The sequence below is a fragment of the Chimaeribacter sp. YP20170169 genome (genome assembly GCF_056739715.1).
Genome location: NZ_CP176825.1, coordinates 120,170 through 142,050, shown reverse-complemented (window position 1 = coordinate 142,050; position 21,881 = coordinate 120,170). Strand labels below are relative to the sequence as shown.

The 21,881-nt window shown below is 59.0% G+C and carries 20 protein-coding genes and 1 pseudogene; 10 read left to right on the top strand and 11 right to left on the bottom strand.

Annotated elements, in window-relative coordinates:
- Positions 1–88 precede the first annotated feature (88 nt).
- From ACK3SD_RS18490 to ACK3SD_RS18480, 3 genes are all read left to right on the top strand, one after another.
- Positions 89–625 carry an SRPBCC family protein gene (locus ACK3SD_RS18490; protein WP_481127814.1) on the top strand — a complete coding sequence of 179 codons (537 nt, stop codon included), beginning with the start codon at positions 89–91 and terminating at the stop codon, positions 623–625.
- Positions 625–1,788, top strand: coding sequence for a zinc-dependent alcohol dehydrogenase (locus tag ACK3SD_RS18485; protein ID WP_137765463.1), 1,164 nt, complete (start codon positions 625–627; stop codon positions 1,786–1,788). Before ACK3SD_RS18490 ends, ACK3SD_RS18485 begins: the two co-directional genes overlap by 1 nt.
- A gap of 313 nt (positions 1,789–2,101) precedes the next feature.
- The gene (locus tag ACK3SD_RS18480; protein ID WP_137765462.1) at positions 2,102–2,590 is read left to right on the top strand and encodes a YciE/YciF ferroxidase family protein; all 489 of its coding nucleotides are present in this window, start codon (positions 2,102–2,104) and stop codon (positions 2,588–2,590) included.
- A gap of 331 nt (positions 2,591–2,921) precedes the next feature.
- Here the strand turns inward: ACK3SD_RS18480 and ACK3SD_RS18475 are convergent, their stop codons facing one another.
- The 5 genes from ACK3SD_RS18475 to ACK3SD_RS18455 all read right to left on the bottom strand — a co-directional run bounded on the left by ACK3SD_RS18475 (position 2,922) and on the right by ACK3SD_RS18455 (position 7,516).
- Positions 2,922–3,818 carry a manganese catalase family protein gene (locus ACK3SD_RS18475; RefSeq protein ID WP_481127813.1) on the bottom strand — a complete coding sequence of 299 codons (897 nt, stop codon included), beginning with the start codon at positions 3,816–3,818 and terminating at the stop codon, positions 2,922–2,924.
- Between the two features lie 147 nt (positions 3,819–3,965).
- Positions 3,966–4,478 carry a ferritin-like domain-containing protein gene (locus ACK3SD_RS18470; protein ID WP_137765460.1) on the bottom strand — a complete coding sequence of 171 codons (513 nt, stop codon included), beginning with the start codon at positions 4,476–4,478 and terminating at the stop codon, positions 3,966–3,968.
- A gap of 413 nt (positions 4,479–4,891) precedes the next feature.
- A complete protein-coding gene (locus ACK3SD_RS18465) occupies positions 4,892–5,038 on the bottom strand; it encodes a hypothetical protein (RefSeq protein ID WP_168195913.1) in 147 nt (48 codons plus the stop codon).
- A 97-nt stretch (positions 5,039–5,135) separates the two neighbouring features.
- Positions 5,136–6,131, bottom strand: coding sequence for a cytochrome d ubiquinol oxidase subunit II (locus ACK3SD_RS18460; protein ID WP_481127812.1), 996 nt, complete (start codon positions 6,129–6,131; stop codon positions 5,136–5,138).
- Positions 6,128–7,516, bottom strand: coding sequence for a cytochrome ubiquinol oxidase subunit I (locus ACK3SD_RS18455; protein WP_481127811.1), 1,389 nt, complete (start codon positions 7,514–7,516; stop codon positions 6,128–6,130). Before ACK3SD_RS18455 ends, ACK3SD_RS18460 begins: the two co-directional genes overlap by 4 nt.
- Before the next feature lie 307 nt (positions 7,517–7,823).
- Between ACK3SD_RS18455 and ACK3SD_RS18450 the strand changes: the two genes are divergently transcribed.
- A complete protein-coding gene (locus tag ACK3SD_RS18450; RefSeq protein ID WP_137765457.1) occupies positions 7,824–8,084 on the top strand; it encodes a hypothetical protein in 261 nt (86 codons plus the stop codon).
- Positions 8,085–8,177: 93 nt separating this feature from the next.
- Here ACK3SD_RS18450 and ACK3SD_RS18445 read toward each other — a convergent pair whose 3' ends face one another.
- The 3 genes from ACK3SD_RS18445 to ACK3SD_RS18435 form a co-directional block, all read right to left on the bottom strand.
- Positions 8,178–8,477, bottom strand: a complete 300-nt coding sequence (locus tag ACK3SD_RS18445) for a hypothetical protein (RefSeq protein WP_481127810.1) — start codon at positions 8,475–8,477, stop codon at positions 8,178–8,180.
- Between the two features lie 246 nt (positions 8,478–8,723).
- Positions 8,724–9,818 (bottom strand): tyrosine-type recombinase/integrase, encoded by a 1,095-nt coding sequence (locus ACK3SD_RS18440; protein WP_481127809.1) that lies wholly within the window; start codon positions 9,816–9,818, stop codon positions 8,724–8,726.
- A 226-nt stretch (positions 9,819–10,044) separates the two neighbouring features.
- A complete protein-coding gene (locus ACK3SD_RS18435; RefSeq protein WP_481127808.1) occupies positions 10,045–11,073 on the bottom strand; it encodes an ABC transporter substrate-binding protein in 1,029 nt (342 codons plus the stop codon).
- Positions 11,074–11,266: 193 nt separating this feature from the next.
- Between ACK3SD_RS18435 and ACK3SD_RS18430 the strand changes: the two genes are divergently transcribed.
- The gene (locus tag ACK3SD_RS18430; protein ID WP_481127807.1) at positions 11,267–13,375 is read left to right on the top strand and encodes a TonB-dependent receptor; all 2,109 of its coding nucleotides are present in this window, start codon (positions 11,267–11,269) and stop codon (positions 13,373–13,375) included.
- Positions 13,376–13,411: 36 nt separating this feature from the next.
- On the opposite strand, the gene ACK3SD_RS18425 is transcribed toward ACK3SD_RS18430, so the two are convergent.
- The 3 genes and pseudogenes from ACK3SD_RS18425 to ACK3SD_RS18415 all read right to left on the bottom strand — a co-directional run bounded on the left by ACK3SD_RS18425 (position 13,412) and on the right by ACK3SD_RS18415 (position 16,506).
- Positions 13,412–13,555, bottom strand: coding sequence for a hypothetical protein (locus tag ACK3SD_RS18425; protein WP_168195912.1), 144 nt, complete (start codon positions 13,553–13,555; stop codon positions 13,412–13,414).
- Positions 13,556–13,663: 108 nt separating this feature from the next.
- Positions 13,664–14,266: pseudogene (locus ACK3SD_RS18420) on the bottom strand (RBBP9/YdeN family alpha/beta hydrolase); the annotation flags it as partial.
- 23 nt (positions 14,267–14,289) lie between these two features.
- Positions 14,290–16,506, bottom strand: coding sequence for a putative bifunctional diguanylate cyclase/phosphodiesterase (locus ACK3SD_RS18415; protein ID WP_481127806.1), 2,217 nt, complete (start codon positions 16,504–16,506; stop codon positions 14,290–14,292).
- A gap of 312 nt (positions 16,507–16,818) precedes the next feature.
- On the opposite strand from ACK3SD_RS18415, the gene ACK3SD_RS18410 reads away from it, so the two are divergent.
- The 5 genes from ACK3SD_RS18410 to ACK3SD_RS18390 are packed head-to-tail and all read left to right on the top strand — an operon-like array spanning position 16,819 to position 21,792.
- Positions 16,819–18,387 carry an ABC transporter substrate-binding protein gene (locus tag ACK3SD_RS18410; RefSeq protein WP_481127805.1) on the top strand — a complete coding sequence of 523 codons (1,569 nt, stop codon included), beginning with the start codon at positions 16,819–16,821 and terminating at the stop codon, positions 18,385–18,387.
- Positions 18,387–19,439: an ABC transporter permease gene (locus ACK3SD_RS18405; protein WP_481127804.1), complete on the top strand. Its 1,053-nt coding sequence runs from the start codon at positions 18,387–18,389 to the stop codon at positions 19,437–19,439. Before ACK3SD_RS18410 ends, ACK3SD_RS18405 begins: the two co-directional genes overlap by 1 nt.
- Entirely contained in the window at positions 19,436–20,293 is an 858-nt protein-coding gene (locus ACK3SD_RS18400; protein WP_481127803.1) for an ABC transporter permease, read from the top strand. The genes ACK3SD_RS18405 and ACK3SD_RS18400 overlap by 4 nt, the downstream gene beginning before the upstream one ends.
- Entirely contained in the window at positions 20,283–21,134 is an 852-nt protein-coding gene (locus ACK3SD_RS18395; protein ID WP_481127802.1) for an ABC transporter ATP-binding protein, read from the top strand. The genes ACK3SD_RS18400 and ACK3SD_RS18395 overlap by 11 nt, the downstream gene beginning before the upstream one ends.
- On the top strand, positions 21,127–21,792 hold the full coding sequence (locus ACK3SD_RS18390; RefSeq protein WP_481127843.1) for an ABC transporter ATP-binding protein: 666 nt from the start codon (positions 21,127–21,129) through the stop codon (positions 21,790–21,792). The genes ACK3SD_RS18395 and ACK3SD_RS18390 overlap by 8 nt, the downstream gene beginning before the upstream one ends.
- Positions 21,793–21,881: the final 89 nt, after the last annotated feature.

The following is a 21,881-nucleotide window of genomic DNA, read 5'->3' as shown; positions in this document are numbered from 1 at the left end:
TTTGGCAGAACTTTGCTTAACTCTATAGGGACTGGCCACAAGATGGAGCACGCTCCATCGGCAGGCGCACAACCAGGAGGAGAGGATTTTGCAAAACGCTAATCGAGAAGCCACTGGGGTGGAGAAGAGTGATGAGCCGGTGATCCGCAGCTGGATCACCGTAGGACGCCCGGCGGCGGAGCTGCACCGCCTGTGGCGGCAACCTGATACCTTGCCGCAGGTGATGGGCCACTTTGCCCAGATAGAGGTCACTGGCCCGACCGAGGCGCGCTGGCGTGTGGAGGGGCCGCTGGGAAAAACCTTTGACTGGCAGACGCGGGTGGTTGATGAGGCCGAGGGGCAGTTTATCCACTGGCGTTCGCTGGAGGAGGCGGACGTGCCCAATGAGGGGCGGCTGATCTTCCGCCCCGCCCCCGGCAACAAGGGCACCGAGCTGACGCTGGTGGTGCGCTTCGACCCACCGGGCGGCATCCTCGGGGAGAAACTGACCTCGCTGTTCGATCTGATGCCGAAAGAGACCCTCAGTAAGGCGCTGCGCCGCTTCAAAAGTCTGGCGGAGACCGGTGAGATCCCGCAACTTTCCCCGCTGCCAGCCGGCGGCGATCGCAAAGAGAAGGAGGCGTAATGCGTGCACTGTGCTGGAACGGCGTGAATGACCTACGGGTTGAGACAGTCAACGATCCCACCATCATCAACCCCAATGACGCCATTTTGCGCGTCGGCCTCAGTACCACCTGTGGCTCGGATCTGCACGTCATTGATGGCCTGATCCCTACCATGAAGGAGGGGGACATCCTCGGCCATGAATTTATGGGCGAGATCGTGGCGGTTGGCAAAGGGGTGAAAAAGGTGAAGGTGGGGCAGCGGGTGGTGGTGCCCTCCTTTATCTCCTGTGGCTCCTGTTGGTTCTGTCAGCATGAGCTGCACTCCTGCTGTGATAATACCAACCCGCATAGCGAGCTAGGTGAACCGGTGCTCGGCCACCCCACGGCCGGCATCTATGCCTATAGCCACGCCTTTGGCGGCTATGCCGGTTCCCATGCCGACTACATCCGCGTCCCCTTCGCTGATAATGACTGCTTCGTGGTGCCCGATGAGGTGACAGACGAGCAGGCGCTGTTTCTCTCCGACGCCGCGCCGACCGGTTACATGGGCGCGGATTTCTGCAATATCCACCCCGGCGACATCGTGGCAGTGTGGGGGTGCGGCGGCGTTGGCTTGATGGCGCAACAGAGCGCCCTGCTGATGGGCGCGGAGAAGGTCATCGCCATTGACCGTTTCCCGGAGCGGCTGGCGATGGCGCGCAAGCTGGGCGCGATTCCGCTCGACTACACGCAGATTGACATCCATGAGGCGCTGATGGAACTGACCGGCGGCCGCGGGCCAGACAGCTGCATTGATGCGGTGGGGATGGAGGCCAAGGGTGAGGGGCTGACGCAGGTCTACGATCGCACCAAGCAACTGCTGCACCTCGAGACGGATGTGGGCGCGGCGCTGCGGCAGGCGATGTACTCCATCCGCAAGGGCGGCACGCTCTCTATCCTCGGCGTCTATGGGGTGATGGATAAATTCCCGCTCGGCCTGCTGATCAACAAAAGCATCACTGTGCGCACCGCGCAGCAGCATGGTCAGCGCTACATGCAGCGGCTGATTGACCACGTTGCCAAGGGGGAGCTGGACACCGCCTTCATGGTGACGCACCGCTTTTCGCTGGAGGACGCGCCGCTCGGTTACGACATGTTTAAGCATAAGAAAGAGGGGTGCATACGGGCGGTGTTCAAGCCCTGATGCCGCCCTGCCCCATCCCAAGCGGATGGGGCAATATCTGAACAATATCTCCCCGCTGTACAGCTTTTATTTTCTTCAGGCGCAAGGTGTCAGCGAAAATATGTGTTGTCAACAGGGAGAACTTTCACTCCCATTCCCCTCGTCCTCAACCGTGGATTATTTCTTTACAACGCTACCCTCGGGCCATTTGAGCCGGTTGCTTGTAATTCAGCCATATTCGACTATTACTTAAAGGGAGGATGAATAAAGTGCATCGAGTGCAGATGCAGTTCAATGAACTTCCCTACCATGCAACGTAAAAGAGGATTATCAGATGGCTATTAAGACCCTGAAGGATCTTTTCATTCATGATTTGTCGGATGTTTACAGTGCAGAGAAACAAATAACCAGAGCACTGCCAAAAATGGCCCGCGCAGCCGAAGACCCAAAATTAGTCGAAGCATTCAATACCCACCTGGAAGAGACCCAAGGCCAGATTGACCGCCTGGATCGGCTGGTGGAAGCCACGCCAGAAGTGCGCATCAAACGCATGAAGTGCCACGCCCTTGAGGGGCTGGTGGAAGAGGCAGTGGAAATCATTGAAGGCGTGGAAAAAGGCCCGGTGCGTGATGCTGGCCTGATCGGCGCCGCTCAGAAAGTGGAACACTACGAGATTGCGACCTACGGCACCCTGCGCGCCATGGCGGAAAGACTGGGCTACACCGAAGCGGTCAAACTGCTGGAAGAGACACTGCAAGAAGAGAAAACCACTGACGAGAAGTTGACGGTGATCGCTGAAAGCCAGCAGCCTGAACAGAAATAACCGGTTTCTCCTGTTGTTGATCTTATTGCCCCGGCACAGCCGGGGTTTTTTTATCCTAGATTGGCAGATAAAAAAAAGCCCGCCGAAGCGGGCTGAACAATCAACGTAATTCGTTACAGAGAAATCTGACCGGGTCACTATAACGCGTTATTGCGCCTGGCTGGTTATTTCCACCCTTATTTAAGAGCAATCCTAGCTCGCCTGCGTAGTATTTAATCACGCAGGTACTTGGCGCAGTAATTAACAGAATTGTAATAAATCGGCGAGAGAATAAAAAAAGGGCCACCCCTCCGGGCGGCCAAAATAACCATCAACAGGCAAAACGGGGAGACTATTTTTTACGCGCGGCGGCCTCATTTTCAATTGGCCCGGCAGAGCCGAGATCCGCGCCAGTAACAGGGTTAATCGAGGTGTCAGATTGGGTGCGCATCGCCATCGCTTTCAGGTCAGCGGCCTGCTCGTCGGGCAGGCTAACCGACGCGCTGCCATCCGCGCCATCCACGCCCGCCTGTGGTTCACGCACGTAGTTGAAGTTATCGTCAGAGTTCCAGCTGCCGCGTACCTCCTCCTCACCTGACATGTTGTAGTAGGTGTTGGCAAACTCCGGCATCGGCGGCAGTTTGCCCGGCGGGAAGTTATTGCGGATGGAATAGAGTGCCTTCTCAAAGGATTGCTGGTGCGCCACCTCACGCGTCATCAGGAAGCCCAGTGCATCCTTGATGCCCGGATCGTCAGTGACGTTGATTAGCCGCTCATAGACCATCTTGGCGCGCGCCTCGGCGGCGATGTTGGAACGCAGGTCAGCGGTCGGTTCACCAATGGTGTCCACGTAGGCCGCAGTCCACGGCACGCCAGCCGAGTTAATCAGCGCCGGGCCGCCGCCATACAGCAGCGAGGTGATGTGGCTGTCATTGCCATTGCCGGTCAGCGAGCGGTATAACTCCGCCTCTTTCTGCGTGCCCTCGGCCAGATCGCCTTTGGCACCCTTATTCAGCATGGCGATAATGGTGCCGATAATCTCCAGGTGGCTCAGCTCCTCGGTGGCGATATCCAGCAGCAAATCTTTGCGGCCCGGATCGTCCTCAGCAAGGCCCTGGGTAAAATAGCGGCAGGCTGCCGCCAGCTCACCCTGGGCACCGCCGAACTGTTCGAGCATTAGGTTGGCAAGGCCGGGATTGGGCGCTGCCACGCGGACAGTGTATTGCAGTCCTTTTACGCGTTTAAACATTGCTTGCTTCCTCATTTTTATAGGTATGGCAAACCCTCTCCCACGGAATATCAGGTAAGCGACATCGGCCCTGAAAAAAGGGAGGGATCGGTAAACAGGTTTATTGGTGCAGATATCCCGGCGCACGCGCCGGGATCGGGAGAAACACTATTTCTTGGCTTCGGTGTCCGGTGCTTCCGCACGGGCCAGGAATTTCTGGGTGGTATCTGGCAGATGTTCCAGCACCCATTTGGCCATCTCTTTTTCCTGTTCCAGAATCTGGGTAAAGATGCGCTCACCCTCTTGGTCGCCCAGCACTTTCGCTGCCGCAATCAGGGAGGTATAGGATGCGATCTCCAGGTTCTCAAACACGTAACCGCTAATGCTGCCCTTGACCACTTCATCGCTGGCGAACATGCCGCCCATTGCCTGGCCCATGGCCGTCACTTTACCGGCAATATCCTTGAAGGTGGAATTGGAGGTGTCATAACGATCAATAACGCTTTTCACCAAACGCTGCTGCTCTTTGGTTTCACTAATATGCTGCTCGATGCGCATTTTCAGGTCAGGATAATGCTCCAGGCGGTCTGCCATGCCTTTCAGCATGGTTTCGGCTTGTTCTTCCATTGCATGGGCATCACGCAGCCAATCAAGATAATTCTCTTGCGTTGTCGTTGTCATAAGTTATCTCCCAGTCATTCACCGTAGAACATCATTTTCCGTTACCTAAATAAGTCTAGACGCAAATGATCATTTAGCCAGTCATGTGGCGGGGCAAGCCCATGATATTTCGTGAGGCGGGATTAATAACTGGCTGAAATAATTAATATTCCACGCGGGCTATCATGACACCTCCTGAAACAGGCAAAACCCTGACGGAATCAGGACTGGCGCGCCTTGTGGCCGCTTTATAGGGTGCGGGAGAGTGGCTTACTGATAAGGTGAATTGGGCAAAAAAAGCAGAAATCTGAACAGGAAGAAGGGGCCGTAAAATAGCGTTTTGGGAGCATTCCTAAACGACTAAAATAGAAATAACTGCCCGCCGGCATCATTCTGATACACAACGGGCAGTTATTTTACATGACGCACAGCCATCAGCGCCAAAACACAGTGACATAGGTGCCAATGACCAACATAAATATTGCCCAAGCCGTATAGGCAATGGTGAGTTGGGTTTTACCATCTGGCTCATCCGGGCCTGGATCGTTCTGTATTTCGCCGGGTAACTCGCTGTCTTTCATAATATCTTCCTTTTTTACCAGTGTAATTACATGCACGTTTTGGCATGGAGAGATCTGGAGGTTGATATTAGAGGTATAGATCAGCATCCGGCGGGGATCAATATTTTATCCTTACCGTCTGGCGGTGAATTTTCCCTTTGAATACCCAGAAGACATAGGTGTTATAAAACAGTGTGAAGGGGATCACCATCGCGAAACCGGCCAGTACAAACCCTTGGGTGGCCGGCGGCGAGGCGCTGTTATAGAGCGTAAGCCGGGGCGGCAACACCTGCGGGAACAGGGTGAAACCAATCGCCAGAAAGCCCAGCCCGGTGGCAGCCAGCAGCAGCATCAGCGCCGTCAGGGCATAACGGCGGGCGAGCGCCAGATAGAACAGCGCCACCAGCAGCGCCAGCACGGCGGCAAAGAGCGCAATCATCGCGCCATCCTGCCAACGCGCCCGGTTGTGGTCATTCAGGTGCGCCAGCCAGAACATCAGCCCCATAAACAGCAGCAGGGTGCCCACGCCACCCCACCCCAACATGCGGCGAAAGTGCTCGCTGAAGGGGCCTGCCATCCGCCACTGGAGCCAGCCAGCACCCAATACCAGATAGAGCACGGTGATCACCAGCCCACAAAAGAGCGTAAAGGGCGTACACCAGAGTAGCGTTTCTGGTGCGGCGGGCGGCGCTGGCACTCCCTGGATAAAGCAGCCAAACAGGATGCCCTGAAACAGTGACGCCAGCAGGGAGCCGATGAACACCGCCGCGTCACACCAGCCGGGCGAGCGGGCGCCATGGCGAAACTCAATCGCCGCGCCGCGCAACACCAGCGCCAGCAGCATGACCACCACCGGTACTAGCATGGTGCTTAAAAAAGTGCTGTAGGCCTCGGGAAACAGCGCCAGCATCCCGCCCAACAGCAGCACCAGCCAGGTCTCATTGGCGTCCCAGATCGGCAGGATTGAGAGTACCACCCGATGGCGATCGGCAGGCTGGCGCGTCAAGCCAAGCCAGATGCCTACCCCCAGATCGGTGCCGTCCAGCAGGATATAGGCCAGCAGCGAGAAGGCCAGCGTGGTCGCCGCCAGCAGCGGCAGCAATTCGCCGGTCATGGCGGCCCCTCCTGTCGGCCAAGCATCGGCCAGATCTCCGGCGCTGGCCCGGTCTCCCCCGTGCTGGGCGACTGCCGCAACAGGCGCAGCAGTAGGGCCAGCCCAATGCCAAAGGTCAGCAGGTAGACCACCACAATCGCCGCCGCGACCGCCAGCGAGAGCGGCAGGCTGAGCACGGTGGCGCTCTCACTGGTGCGCATCAGCCCATAGACGGTAAACGGCTGGCGGCCCGATTCAGTCACCACCCAGCCGGCCAGCATCGCGATAAAGCCAGCTGGCCCCAGTGCCACCATTAACCGGCACAGGGCGCGGCTGGTAAACAGGCGTTTGCGCCACCACTGCACCACGCCCGCCAGCGCGGCGACGGCCATCAGCAGCCCCAACCCGACCATAATGCGAAAGGCAAAAAATACCAGCGCAACCGGCGGCAGATCCGCCGCCGGGAAGGCGGAGAGCGGCTCAATGGTGCCGGAGAGATTGTGCCGCAGATAGAGTGAGCCGAGATGCGGGATCGCCACCTCAACATGGTTCTGCTGGCTCGCCTGATCGGGCAGCGCAAACAGCCGCAGCGGCTCGCCCTCGCCCGGCGGCGGCCGCTGCCAGCTCCCTTCCATCGCCGCCAGCTTTTGCGGCTGGTGCTCCAGGGTGTTCAGGCCATGCAGGTCACCCACCACAATCTGAAGCGGCGTCAGTACTACCAGCGCCGCCATGCCCACCCCATACATAATGCGTGCATGGGGATGGCGGCTGTCACGTAGCAGGCGATGGGCGGCGCAGGCGGCAACCACCAAAAAGGTGGCGATGGCTGATGCCAGCACCATATGCGTAAAGCGATAGGGAAAAGAGGGATTGAAGACGATCGCCCACCAGTCGGTCGGGATAAAGCGGCCATTTTCCGCCAGCTGGAAGCCGTCCGGCGTCTGCATCCAGGCATTGGCTGCCAAAATCCAGAAGGCGCTCAGCATGGCACCCACCGCCACCATGATGGTGGCAATCAGGTGCAGGGTTTTGCCAATGCGTGGCAGGCCGAACAGCATCAGCCCGACGAAACCAGCCTCAATAAAGAAGGCCACCAGCACTTCGTAAAACATCAGCGGCCCGAGCACCGCGCCGGTGCGGGTGGAGAATGGCCCCCAGTGGGTGCCAAACTGGAACTCCATCACTACGCCGGTCACTACCCCTACCCCCATGTTCAGGGCAAAGATCTTCTGCCAGAAACGCATGATCTCCAGATAGGCGGGCCGCTGGGTGCGTACCCACAGGATCTCAATCACCACCAAAAACAGAGACAAACCAATGGCGAACGCCGCCAGCACGATATGCAGGCCAATGGTAAAGGCAAATTGCGAACGGCTGACCAGCAGCACGAAATCCTGAGTATCCATATTCCCTCCTTCACCAAGTCTATGCGGGGAAAAGGGGTTTGCAAGGTGAAAGCGGAGGAGCCAACGGTTGGTGCGGGGGTGATATATAAAGGTTATGAAAAGTGAAAATGAGAATAAATGATTTGTGTGAAGGCAGTCCCAAGATGGAAAAAGGCGCTTCGGCACGGGTAGTTTAAGCCTATAGTTATACGACGCGCAAAAAACGCGCCTCAGCCCGAGGCTGTGATTATATTATCTGGTTGAATAATCCTTTTATTACATTCATATACAAATGCCGCGTAGAGTGCCAGCCAAGTAAGGATCAGCTATGAAGAGAAAAATTCCTATCCTGAAAAATACATACGAGCAAGTTTATCATGATGCCGGGCCACACCATGCCGTCCCGTTGCTGATTATGTCGAGTGAAGCGGGAACAGAAGTATTCTTTTCACCCAAGCTCAACCAGTTGCAGTTACTTGCTGCGTTAGACATTGCCATTATTAATATGACAGCCTACCGGGAAAAAATGGGCCAGCAGGATATTACTGGCGAGGTGTGGAGTGCTGCCAACAGCGACCGCGCCAGTTGACAACGGGGGCTAATGCTGATTGTCCTCTCCGGGCGCAATCAGCACATATTTCTATAAATCAACCACCTATCCTAGGTTGATCGGCCGCTTGGCCTACCGCCAGCCATCCTGATTGAAAAGATCGTCGTCATTATTACGTGCAGGGAGTTTACCCATAATGCCCGCCCAATGTTCAACCTGCTGTTTGCTGATATACTTCACTTCGGTCGTACCTGGATGGCTTTCTGAGGGAGTCACATAGGCAATACATGGAAAAAACTTCGGCCTGTTCTGGAACAGCAACTCCTCCACTTCTTCATTATTCATCAGAGGGTTTACTCCTGATCCGGGGAATAAAAGGTACTCATCAAAAAGCCATGTGCGATACTCCACTATATTAGTTAATAGCTTCATAACAGTTCCTTTATCCACTAGCTGTAGAGGGGCACATCAATGTTAGTATGGTGCATTTAGCCATTTTTGGTAGCGATTAAATGAATGGTTTGACACTTCAATGACAAATTAACTTCAACCACCAGAGAAGATCCCTCTTCTTCAAGCAGTTAGTAATTAAGCACTATTTAGATTTTTGCCACAAAACCGATTTACCACATCTTCCATCTAAATGAGATATTACCGCGCCCAAGGGAGGTGACAGCGTCACGCCCCCATATAGAGCATCGCATCTGTAGGAAGCACTAAACGGATGCCGCCATAATGGTGTGGCAAGGTCAGGTAACTTTCTGCCTGGATTATTTCCTGCATATTGTCAGAGAGCCGCCCGAGCGCTTTTTGCATCTGCTCCAGATAATCATGGGTGTCATACACTTTATCTATGCCTTCCAGCGCATGGTTCATGATTTTGCGCGCCACGTCATTTGGCACGCCCAGTGCCGACAGCTTCGACCGCGCCGTACGCCGCAGGTCACGGGTGGTGAACGCCTCCAGACCCAATCCTCGCTCCGCCCGCACCAGCCGGCGCAAGGATTGGGTGATCGCCCCTTTCGACAACGGCAACTCCGGGTTGAGTGGCGAGGGCGCCAGCCAGGGGCTGCCGGGGTTGGCGCGGTCGAGCGCCTCAATGCACTGGCGCATCAGTGGGCTGATGGGCAGCGTATGATCGCGCTGGGATTTATTGCGTTTCCCCTGCCGCCAGATGCCTGCCTCCAGATCAAACTCGCTGCGCCGCGCGCGCACCACCTCATCCGGCCGTCGCGCCGAGAGCAGGCAGAGGCGCAGCGCCCAGCGGCACTGTTCCGACAGATCCCACATATCCAGCCCATGCCAGAACACCCAGATCTCTGCGTCGGTCAAGGTACGTTCACGCGGCGGGTTGTTGCGGCCGCCGACATCGCGGCGCTTCATCGCCCCCAGCGGCGAGTGATCCAGATAGCCCTGTGTCTCCGCCCAGCCGAGGAACTGTTTGCACAGCGCGAACACCCGCTTGGCCTCAGAGATTTTGCCTTCGGCCAGCAGCAGATTGAACAGCCGGTTAAGGCGCAAGCGCGTCAGCTTTTTCAGTTGCAGCGACCCGATGCCGGGCAGCACATGGTTCAACAGGGAGGAGATGGCGATCTCAGGTCGGCGGCGGGTTATCATTAATGATAGCCGGATCCAGATACGCATGATCTCCTCGACCGTACCCTCCTCGTCCACATTGTCCAGCTGCGCCAGCGGGATCGCCTGCAACTGTTCCATATACTCCAGAACGTGTCGGCCCACCCGCTCATTAACAAAATCACTGTTCAAATCCATAACGCTTGTTTTTCTGTGAGTTAGCTGAAGGCGGCTGTTATAGCAGGTTCCACTCCACAGCTCAAAAGCTTTGTGACTCCATACCTAATAAGTCTGGAGTCACAGACGTAAAGCTACGCTCATAATAATGAAGCTGGCAGCATCATGATGAGTCATGATTTATCAGATATGCATTTAGTGCAAAACGCGCCCAATTGGGCGCGTAAAAGGGAGACGAAAGCCGGTTTTACGCTGGCCCCTGCGCGTGCAGGATGCGCTGTGCATCGGCATCACTTAGGATGTAGTCGAAGAAGCGTTGGTAGAACGTCTTGGTGATTTTCAGCATATCGATTTCAGCGAACCGTGTTGGGTGCAGGGTCTTGGCGGCCCAAGGAATTTGCAGCGCCGCTTCGGTGCCGTAGCGATCCCACGGGAAAACGCCGGCCGGGTTGCGGAACACCTTGCCAGCCTGCTGGGCCTTTAACGCGGCGAAGATCGGCGCATCACCTGAGTCTGCAATGTTGCCAGCATCAGCGCCGAGGATAATCACGTCCGGCTGCCAGGCTAAAATCATCTCCGGTGAAACCTCATGCATATTGCCGGAAATGGATGCCGCGGCATTGCGCCCGCCTGCCGCGCGGATCCATTGGTCAATCAGGGTGCGCGCGCCATCCACTTTCAGGGGGTGTAGGGAGGAGATATGCAGCACGCGCGGGCGCTGCGCCTCCGGCAGATTTGCCAGCCGCTGCCCAACCTGCACGATCTGCTCATCCAGCCAGCTGTTGTAGGCGTTGGCCCGCGCCATCGCGTCCGGTGTGCCGAGCACCTCGGCGGTGGTCAGCAGGGATTTTTTCATTGAGGCGTAGTCAGTAAAGCGCATCTCCAACGTCGGGATATGCGCCTGCCGGTAGGCCGCCGCATCACTGTCGCCCGCTGGCACAAAGATCACGTCAGTGTTTCGTGCCAACAGTGCCTCACTGTTGAAGCTGATGCCATGCACTGACAGCGCCTGCGATAGCGACGGTTGCAGGCGGAACATCCACGGTCGGCTCTCTGGATGGTTGACGGTAGCGACGATTTTGTCACCGGCGCCGAGGGTCATCAGCAGGGAGTGGTGGGCAAACCAGGCATCGGCAATGCGGTGTACCTGTGCCGGCAACGTAACGCGGTGACCAGTATCATCTGTTACCTGACGAGGGGTATCTGCGGCAAACGCAGGCGATGTAGTGGCGAAAAACAGGGAACATGCCCACGCTGCTATGCGGGATCTGACCATAACCTACCTGCTTGAAAGAGGGGGAAAGGCCGTACCATAACATAGCGCTATATATATTTATATATATCGAAATCATAGGGCGCGCCGACCAATCGTTATATACATTCATACATATCGATGTGCTACCCTAGCCGCCTTTTTTTATTGCCTATGGCTTTCGGCGCTTTGCCGTTTTGATTTTATAATGAGCACAATGCACAGATTTACCCGCCACGCCCTTGCGCTGGCGGTGCTTTCCGCCCTGCCGGGCTACGCCTGCGCCAGTGATGACACCCTGACCGTGACCGCCAATCCAGCCACCACCGGCAGCGAGCCAGCCGCCACGGAGAAACGAGCTTCCCTCGGCAACCTGGGCAAGCGCGAGATCCGCAATACGCCCTACTCCGTTCAGAGCGTCTCCCCAAGTGTGATGACCCGCCAGCAGCTGAAGGATGCAAAACAGGTCTACCGTTACATGCCCTCTGTACAGGGTGATGGCGCACGGCCACAGACGCGCGGTATGCAGGGCAGCGTGGTGCAGAACAGCCTGTTGGACGGGCTGAATATTGTCTCGACCACCCAATATCCGGTCGAACAGTTTGATCATATTGAAGTATTGAATGGCTTGGGTGGCGCGCTCTATGGCCCGGCCAACCCGGCAGGGATGTTCAATTTTGTCTCCAAACGCCCGACCGATCTGCCCCAGCACAGCTTGACGCTGGGCGGCGGCACCGACGGTAGCCGACTGGTTGCCACTGACCTCAGTGGCCCGCTCGACAGCAACGATCGCGTCCGTTACCGCCTGAACCTGCTGGATGATGAGGGACACAGCTACGCCGCCAACAGCCGTAAACGTCGCCAGCTGTTCAATCTGGCGCTGGATGCCAACCTCACTGATCAGACAGTGCTGGAGACCACCTTCAGCTATTACCACTACTATGCCAAAGGGCTGCCCGCCAGTTACGCCTTGGCCAACGGCGTCGCGTTCCCATCGGCATCACGCATCGATAAGGATCGTTCTGGTCAGTATTATGCGGGAAATGATGATAAAACCCTGACCGCCTCCCTGCACCTTAAGCATGACTTTGACGGCAACTGGCAGGGGGAGATCGCCGTGCTGCGCCAGATCGCTGACCGCGAATCGACCGCCGTCACCAATACTTTCCTGAACAATGACGGAAGCTACAAGACCACCGCGTCTACCTCCACCGCCAGCCGCTTTACCATTAATAGCTACTTTGCCAACCTGACCGGCGCAGTAGAGACTGGTTGGCTGAAGCACGATCTGGCGGTTGGGATGCGCGGTTTTGTCTGGAAGAACTACAACCCGCGCAATGGCGGCAGCTACACGCTGGGCGAGGCGAGTCTGGATAATCCGCAGCGCTTTGCGGAGCCGGACTATCCGGACTACACAGATCGCTACCACTCGGCGACCACCACCCAGCAGGCGTTCCTGTTGAGCGACACCCTGACCTTCTCGCCGCAGTGGAGCCTGATGCTCTCCGGCAGTGAGAGTTTCCTGACCTCGGCCAACTACGGCAAAAGTGGCGTGCGCAGCAGCCAGTCCGATGACAGTGGCTTTAGCGGTTCTGCCAGCCTGCTGTACAAGCCAATTGACCCGCTGACGCTTTATGTCACCTACGCCGACAGCCTGCAACAGGGCGACGTGGCACCAAGCGGGGCCAGCAATGCCGGATCGGTGCTCTCCCCCTACCGCAGCAAGCAGACCGAGGTGGGCAGCAAGCTGGCTGTGGGCCGTACGTTGCTGACCGCCGCGCTGTTCCAGATTGATCGCCCCTACGCCTATACCAATAGCCAGGGGGAGTATGCGGTGGATGGCGCGCAGCGCAACCGCGGGCTGGAACTGATGGCAGACGGTGATGTGTTGCCAGATCTGCACCTCTATGGCGGCATGACCTGGCTCGATCCCCGCCTGCGTGACAGCGCCAATGTCGACGCCAAAGATAAGCAGATTGTCGGGCTGCCGCGTTACACCGCCAGTCTGTTGGCGGTCTATACCCTGCCAATGCTGAGCGGAACGGAGATCCATGCCGGGGGACGCTACGTGGGCCGCCGGCCGACGGACAACGCGAATGATAACTGGACGGGAAGCTACGCCACTTTTGATGCTGGCGGCAGCTACAAAACGCGGTTGTTTGAGACGGACACCACCTTCCGGCTGGATATCACCAACCTGACCAACCGCCACTACTGGACGAATATCGTGCCGGGCGGCTTGAATGGCTACAGCGGTGCAGGCTATGCCTCGGCCCAGCTGGGAGAGCCGCGCATGGCACAGCTCTCGATGCAGATCGCCTTCTGATAATGGCATCGCCCGGCGCAGAGACCGGGCGATGGATCAGTGTTTGGTTTTGTCTGTTTCAGGCTCTTTGTCACCGGCTTCCGGCGCACTGTGCGGATCGTCTTTATCTTCGGCCTTGGACGGCGCAGGATTCTGATGCTTGTCGTTTGGTTTATCGCTAGCAACATAACTCGGGTTCATCGCGTGCTCCTCACGGGTTGATCGTTGTCCAGACTTTCATTTGCAAAAACGAAAGGTGAATGAAGAGTATAGCCAAAATTTCACGCCCCGCCGCCCGCCTTCCCGCCACTAACGCAACTGGTTGCCAGAGATTTGGTTGATCAGCACTTCGCACAGCGGCCACTCGCCGTAGCCCGCCTCACTGTGCAGGTGGCCAGCGCCCTTGATAATCCGCAAGTCGCTGCCCCAGGCGGTAGCCAATCGGTTGGCGCGCGTCAGGCTCAGGTGCTCATCGTTATCGCTGGCAACCATCAGGCTCGGGAAGGGCAACCGCTCCAGCGACAGTGGCCGTTGCAGGCGGATTGGCGGCAGGGCGTCCGGCGCATCCACATCCGCCGGGGCCACCAGCAGTGCGCCCTTGATGCGGGCATCGGGGTAGTGCGCCGCCCACTGGGTGATGGCTACCGCACCGCAGCTATGGCCGATCAGCACAATCTCTCCCTCCAAGGGCGCGAGGGTCTTTTGGATGCCCTCAATCCACGCCTGCCGCTCGGGCCGCTCCCAATCCTGTTGCTCAACCCGGATCATCTGTGGGTATTTCTGTTCCAGCAGGGTCTGCCAGTGGTGTGGCCCGGAGTTGGTATAGCCGGGCACGGTAACGAAATGCATGGTGAAGTTCCTTGTCAAAGTGACGTTGTCACGTTTAGCGAGAGCAGCACCCCAGCATAGGGCGCACGGGCCATGGCGACAAGCGTTTACTCCTCCCGTTTCAGCGCCAGCAGCGCCGGGATCTGCTCCTGCGGAATGGCATGGGAGAAGAGGTAGCCCTGCATCTCATCACAGCCCGCCTCGGCCAGCACCGCCATTTGCCCCTCGGTCTCTACCCCTTCGGCGGTGACTGTCAGGCCCATCGCCCGCCCCAGCCGCACCACGGATTCAATGATGGCGCCCGAGTTCTCCCCCTCGCCGAGGCTCTGGATAAAGGAGCGGTCAATCTTGATCTTATCCACCGGGAAACGGCTAAGGTAGCTGAGGCTGGAGTAGCCGGTGCCGAAATCATCCAGCGCAATCTTGAACCCAGCTTCACGCAGCGCCAGCAGCGTTGCGCGCGAGATCTCATCGTCATCCAGCAGCACGCTCTCGGTGATCTCTAGCTCAATCCGTGTCGGGTCGGTCTGCTCCTCCGCCACGATGTGCTGTACCCGCTGGGCAAAGCCGTTGGTGCGGAACTGCACCGGCGAAATGTTCACGGCGATAAACAGGCCCGGCCAGCCGTGGGCCGCGCGGCATGCCTGCCGCAATACCCACTCACCCAGCGGGATGATGATGCCGTTCTCCTCGGCAATCGGGATGAACTCCTCTGGGGCAATTTGCCCCCGTACCGGGTGCTGCCAGCGCAGCAGCGCCTCAAGCCCAATGATCTGCTGGCCATTGATGCCCACCTGTGGCTGGAAGTGCACCGCCAGCCCCTGCTCATTCAACAGGGCATTGCGCAGATCCGTGGCGAGCGCCTGCCGCGTTTTGACGGAGTCATCCATCGACTGCTCAAAGTAGCGGAAGTGGCCGCGCCCCTCATATTTGGCGACGTAGAGGGCAATGTCCGCCTTGCGCATCAGCTCGCCACGCTCGATGGCATCCGCCGGTGCCAGCGCCACGCCAATGCTGACGCCAATGAAGGTATCGTTGCCGGCCAGCAGGAAGGGGCGCTCGATTGCCACGTGGATGCGCTGGCAGAGTGCCTGCACGTCGCTCAGCTCCTGCACCTCGCTCTGCACAATCACAAACTCATCGCCGCCAATGCGCGCCACGGTGTCGGTTTTGCGTACCAACCCATTGAGCCGCGATGCCACCTCCTTAATCAGGCCATCACCAGCGCCATGGCCCAGCGTGTCATTGACGTTCTTGAAGCGATCCAGATCGAGCACCAGCAGCGCGGTATAGCCACCGTTGCGCAGGGTCGCCGCCAGCGAGTGCGACAGCCGATCCTCCAGCAGCGCGCGGTTTGGCAGGCCGGTTAGCACGTCATGGAACGCCAGATGTTGCGCCTGCGCTTCGCTGGCGCGCAGCTCAATCATCGATTTTTGCAGGTTGAGGGAGGAGCGCCAGAGCGAGCGGACAATCACCGCAATCACCAGCAGGAACAGCAGCGCAGAGAGCGCGGTCGCCGGGCCAATGACGCTGAGCATCCGGCTGCCGGGGCGCTCCGGTTGCCATGTCAGGTAGCCCATCGGCTGCCCCGCGCGCGCATGAAGAGGAATACTGTGCTCGCCCGGCAACTGCCCCGGCCGCGGGCTGTAGTGCAGGCCGGCAATCATGCTGCCCTGTGACAGCTCATCCAGGTAGCCATCATTCAAGAAGCGCAGGCTGACCAACGTAAAGGGGCGGCCGCCCAGCGGGACGTTGATTGGGCTGGCCGCCATGATCATCGGCTCGCCCCTGACCATCACCATGTCAGAGAGGGTGGCGGTGCGGGAACGGCTGTGCTGCGCCGGTGAGGAGTGGCGGGCGGCCTGATCGCCACGCTGGCGCAACTGGCCGAGGCGTGGCACCACCTCCTGTGGCAGGACGGCGGAGTCTGGGCTGGCGACACCATTGATGGAAGCAAAAACCAGCCGGTTCTCCGCGTCGAAGATAAAGACCTGCTGATGTTTGAACATGCTGAACAGCCAGTTGCCGACATTATCGTTCAGCCAGTTGGTGTCGATGGGCTGCTGGTTCAGCTGTTGCCCCAGTGGCGGCCAGGCGGCGACGCTGCGTTGCTGTCCTGCCAGCTCACCCAGACTATGATTAAGAGAGGTGGTCAGGATGCGCGTCTCTTGCTCCAGCTCACGCTGGTTGGTGTTATGTCCAAGCCATACCAGAAACAGCGTGATCAGTGTGAACATCACCAATAGCACGGTCGCCAGCGGATAGAGCATCTGCCGGTTAAAGCGGCGGCGAAAGCCATCGGGGAGGGTCAAATTGCTGAGCATGGGCGGTTCCGGACTGGTAGACGCGATCCGTTAAGATTAGTACAAAAATCAATCTTGTTAATGCTTCACCGCAGAGGGCGGCGGCAAGCGCGCCCAGTGACAAGAGAAAAATCGGAAGGGCCGTTAATCGTCTGAAAATGGCTGGCAAAACGGGCCACAGGCCAGAAAACAACGGCTTGAAACGGGAATCGCTCAGGTTATATTCATATTAGATATGTATATAACGATAAAGCATAAGCATAGCCAATATTGTTCTGGTTGCCCTACCCTAAGTTAACCTACACTCGCGAAAAACACTCTTAAGGCAAACCTATGAAATTCAACGCCCCAACCTTGATTGCCCTGGCCCTGGCGGCCTCATTTTCCGTCTCGGCGGCTACTCCGCCAGATACCTTAGTCATTGCCCAATCGATTGACGATGCCAGCAGCCTCGATCCGGCGCAGGGTTTTGAACTGACCTCCGTGCAGGCATTCACCAACCTTTACCAGCGTCTAGTGCAGTCTGACCCGCAAAACCCGACTGACATCAAACCGACCCTCGCCAGCAGCTGGCAACCGGGTAGCGACAACCGCAGCATGACCTTCACCCTGCGTGACGGCGCGACCTTCTCCAGCGGCAACCCGATGCGCCCGGAGGATGTGATCTTCTCCCTCTCCCGCGTGGTGAAGCTGAACCTTGAGCCGTCGTTTATCCTGACCCAGCTGGGCTGGACGGCGGAGAACGTCGACGCCAACCTGAAAAAGGTAGGTGACAATCAGGTGCAGGTGAGCTGGAGCGCCAACGTCAGCCCGACCTACGTGCTGAGCCTGCTCTCCGCGCCGGTGGCCTCAATCGTTGATGAGAAGACCGCGATGGCGCACCAGCAGAAAAATGACTACGGCAACCAGTGGCTGATCTCCCACTCTGCCGGCAGTGGCCCCTACCAGATCCGCCGCTTCATCGCCCATGAGGTGCTGTTGCTGTCCGCCAACCCGACCTCACCGGCGGGCGCTCCGAAGCTGAAAAACGTGCTGATCAAGAACGTGCCGGAGCCAGCCGCCCGCCGCCTGCTGCTCGAGCAGGGCGATGCGGATATCGCACGTAACCTGGGCGCTGACCAGATGGCCGCGCTGAAAGGCAAGGCGGGCGTCAAGCCGGTTGCCTTCCCGATGGCCTCGCTCTACTACGTGCAGTTCAATATCGACGCCTCGCCAGCGCTGAAGAACCCGGCATTCTGGGAGGCTTCCCGCTACCTGTTCGACTACCACGGCATTGCCGACGATCTGCTGAAGGGCCAGTTCCAGGTACACCAATCCTTCCTGCCGGAAGGTTTCCTGGGCGCGCTGAATGACAACCCGTACACCTTCGACCCGCAGAAGGCCAAGGAGATTCTGGCGAAAGCGGGGCTGAACAACGTCAGCTTCAAACTCTCCGTCAGCAACCAGCCGCCCTATCTGGACATCGCACAGGCGTTGCAGGCCAGCTTTGCCAAAGGGGGTGTGAAGGTGGAACTGCTGCCGGGCATCAGTACCGAGGTGGCGTCCAGCGTCAAGGCACACAAATATGAGGCTACGCTAAACGCATGGGGCGCGGACTACTTCGACCCGAATACCAACGCCGCCGCCTTTGCCTATAACCCGGAAGATGGCAGCACCACGCTGGCGATGCGCTCCAACTGGCACATTCCCGAGCTGACCAAGCAGGTGCTGGCCGCCACGGCAGAGAGCGACAAGGCCAAGCGCGTGGAGATGTACCAAGCCATGCAGCGTGAAGTGCAGAAGAACTCACCTTACGTGATTGGTTTGCAGGCGCGTAATCTGGTGGCGCTGCGCGACAACCTGCAAGGCTACGTGCAGGGCATCAACCCTGACATGGTTTACTACAATCAGGTCAGCAAGTAATGGCCGCAGTAAATCCTGAAGCCGGGGCGACCCGGCTGTTTTTGCGCCGTGCCAGCCGGGTGGCGACCAGCCTGCTGTCGGTGGCGATCACCCTGCTGGGGCTGCTGGCCTTCACCTTCGCTCTGTCACGCCTGTCGCCGGTCGATCCGGTGTTGCAAGTCGCTGGCGATCACGCCAGCGCGGCCACCTATGAGCAGGTGCGCCGCGATTTGGGTCTCGACCAGCCGGTGCTGATGCAGTTTGGCCACTATATTGAGCATCTGGCGCAGGGTGACATGGGCATTTCGCACATCACCAACCAGCCAGTGCTCGACGATCTGATGCGTACCTTCCCGGCCACCGTGGAGCTGGCGACCTGCTCGATCCTGTTTGGCGCGATCTTTGGCATCTCGCTGGCGCTGCTCGCCGCCTGGAAACCCGGCAGCCTGCTGGACAACGTGGCGCGGCTGGTGTCGCTGCTCGGCTACTCGGTGCCGATCTTCTGGCTCGGCCTGCTCGGGCTGCTGCTGTTCTATGCCGTGCTGCACTGGTCAGCCGGGCCGGGGCGGCTGGATGATCTCTATGTCTATACGCTGGAGCCAAAAACCGGCTTCGTGCTGATCGATACCTGGCTCTCCGGTGACCGGGAGATGTTCCTCAACGCACTGGCGCACCTGTGGCTGCCGGTGGTGGTGCTCGGGCTGCTGGCGATGGCCAGCATTACGCGCCTGCTGCGCGCCGCCCTGCTGGAGGAGAGCAACAAAGAGTACGTGACGCTGGCGCGCGCCAAGGGCGCAAGTCGGGGCCGCATCCTGCTGCGCCATATCTTCCCGAACGTGCTGGGTACGCTGATCACCGTGCTGGCGCTCTCTTACGCCAGCCTGCTGGAGGGTGCGGTACTGACCGAGACGGTCTTCTCCTGGCCGGGCGTCGGGCGTTACCTGACTACCGCGCTGTTCGCCTCGGATGCGCCAGCGATTTTGGGTGGCACGCTGCTGATCGGCACCTGCTTCATCATCCTGAATGCGCTGGCAGATGCCCTGACCTACCTGACTGACCCGAGGACCCGATGACGCAACATCTCTCTGACGTGGAGCCACTCACCCCGCGTCGCCGCCGCCGCCGGGTAACCACCCTGGCGGTTGGCGGCACCCTGATTGCGGTGCTGCTGCTAGTGGCGCTGTTCGCGCCCTGGCTCGCGCCTTTTGATCCGAACACGCAACAGATGTCGGCGCGCCTGCTGCCGCCCTCGGCGCTGCACTGGTTTGGCACCGACGGCTTTGGCCGCGATCTCTATTCGCGCGTGCTGTATGGCACTCGCCCCACCCTGCTGCTGGTGATGCTGATTCTGGTGCTGACCATCCCGGTCGGGATGCTGATTGGCATCAGCGCCGGTTACCTCGGTGGCTGGACAGAGCGTGTGCTGATGCGCATTACCGACATCTTTATGTCGCTGCCCAATTTGGTTATTGCGCTGGCGCTGGTGGCGATGCTCGGCCCCGGTCTGCTGAATGGCGCGCTGGCGCTGGCCTTGACCAGCTGGCCGCCCTTCGCGCGGCAGGCACGGGCGGAGACGCTGGCCCTGCGCCGCAGTGACTATCTGGCCGCCGCCCGGATGCAGGGCATCAACGGCCTGCGCCTGATGTTCGGCCATATTCTGCCGCTCTGTATGCCGAGTGCGGTGGTGCGCGCCGCCCTGAGCCTTGGTGGCATCATCCTGTCGGCGGCGGGCCTCGGCTTCCTCGGCATGGGCGTACAGCCGCCGACCGCAGAGTGGGGTTCGATGGTGGCCGAAGGCAGTAAAGTGATTTTTGACCAGTGGTGGGTCGCCGCCGCACCGGGTGGCGCCATTCTGTTCGCCAGCCTGGCCTTTAACCTGACAGGCGACGGCCTGCGTGACCGACTGGATACCCGTAATGGCCATTGATACTGCCCCTCTGGTCGTAGCCGACCGGCTGCGCATCTCCGTTGCCGACAGCGGCGCCCCGCTGGTCAATGATCTGACCTTCTCCCTTGGCCGCGAGCGCGTGGCGCTGGTCGGCGAGTCCGGCTCTGGCAAGTCCCTCACCGCCCGCGCGCTGATGGGGCTGCTCTCGCCGTCACTGCGGGTGCAGGCACGCACCCTGACGGTGGGCGGCGAGGCGATCCTGAACCTGAGCGAACGCCGCTGGGGCCAGTTGCGTGGCAACCAGATCGCGATGGTGATGCAAGACCCTAAGTACGCCCTCAACCCGACGCGCACCATTGGTTGGCAGGTTGAGGAGCCGCTGAAGCTGCACAGCGCCCTCTCCCGCGCCGAGCGCCGCGAGAAGGTGTGCGCGATGCTGGACGCCGTGGGCCTGCCGCAACCGAGCGAGCTGATGAAGCGCTATCCGCACCAGCTGTCGGGCGGCATGGGACAGCGCGTGATGCTGGCGATTGCGCTGATCACCGAACCACAGTTCCTGATTGCCGATGAGCCGACCTCGGCGCTCGACCACGCGATGCGCGATCAGGTACTTGGCCTGATCCGCAAGCTGGTTGAGGAGCGCAACATGGGCCTGCTGCTGATCAGCCACGATCTGCAACAGGTGGCCGATCACTGTGACCGGGTGATGGTGATGTACAAGGGCGACATTCTTGACGCCCTGCTGGCCGCCGAACTGCCGTTCGCGACCCATCCCTACACCAGCACACTGTGGGCCTGCCGCCCCAACAAATCGACGCATGGCAAGCCGCTGCCGACGCTGGATCGCGCCGCTCTGGAGGCTGACCGTGGGAATCATTGATCTAAATGGCCTAAGCGTGTCACACCGTCAGGGTTACGAGATGCGCACCGTGGTGCATGATGTGTCGCTGACCGTGCAACCCGGCGAGTGTTTTGGGCTGGTCGGCCCCTCCGGCTGCGGCAAGTCGTCGCTGCTGTGGGTGATGGCCGGGCTGAACCCGCACTGGGAGGGGCACATGCAGTTGGCTGGCCATCAGGCGACGCCGGGCAAAGCCTTCACTGGCGACCTGCGCCGCGAGGTGCAGATGGTGTTCCAGGATCCATACGCCTCGCTCCACCCGCGTCACCGCCTGCGCCGCACGCTGGCGGAGCCGCTGAAGCTGTTTGGCTTCGACAATGTGAATGACCGCATCAATGACGGCTTCCGCCATGTGGGGCTGGATCCGGCGATGGCCGATCGCTACCCGCACCAGCTCTCCGGCGGTCAGCGCCAGCGTGTGGCCATTGTGCGCGCCCTGCTGCTGCAACCGAAAGTGCTGCTGCTCGATGAGCCAACCTCTGCGCTGGATATGTCGGTACAGGCCGAGGTGCTAAACCTGCTTAATGATCTGAAACAGCAGGATAAGCTGACAATGGTGCTGGTCAGCCACGACCCGGATGTGATCGACCACATGTGTGACCACGCGGTGCACATGGCAGCCGGGCGGATTGTTGGTTAACGCCCAAAATGACGAAGCACAGGCGCAATGCAAATTGCGCCTTTTTTGTGGCCAGTGCTTTTTACTGCGCATTGAACCCAAGGACAGCA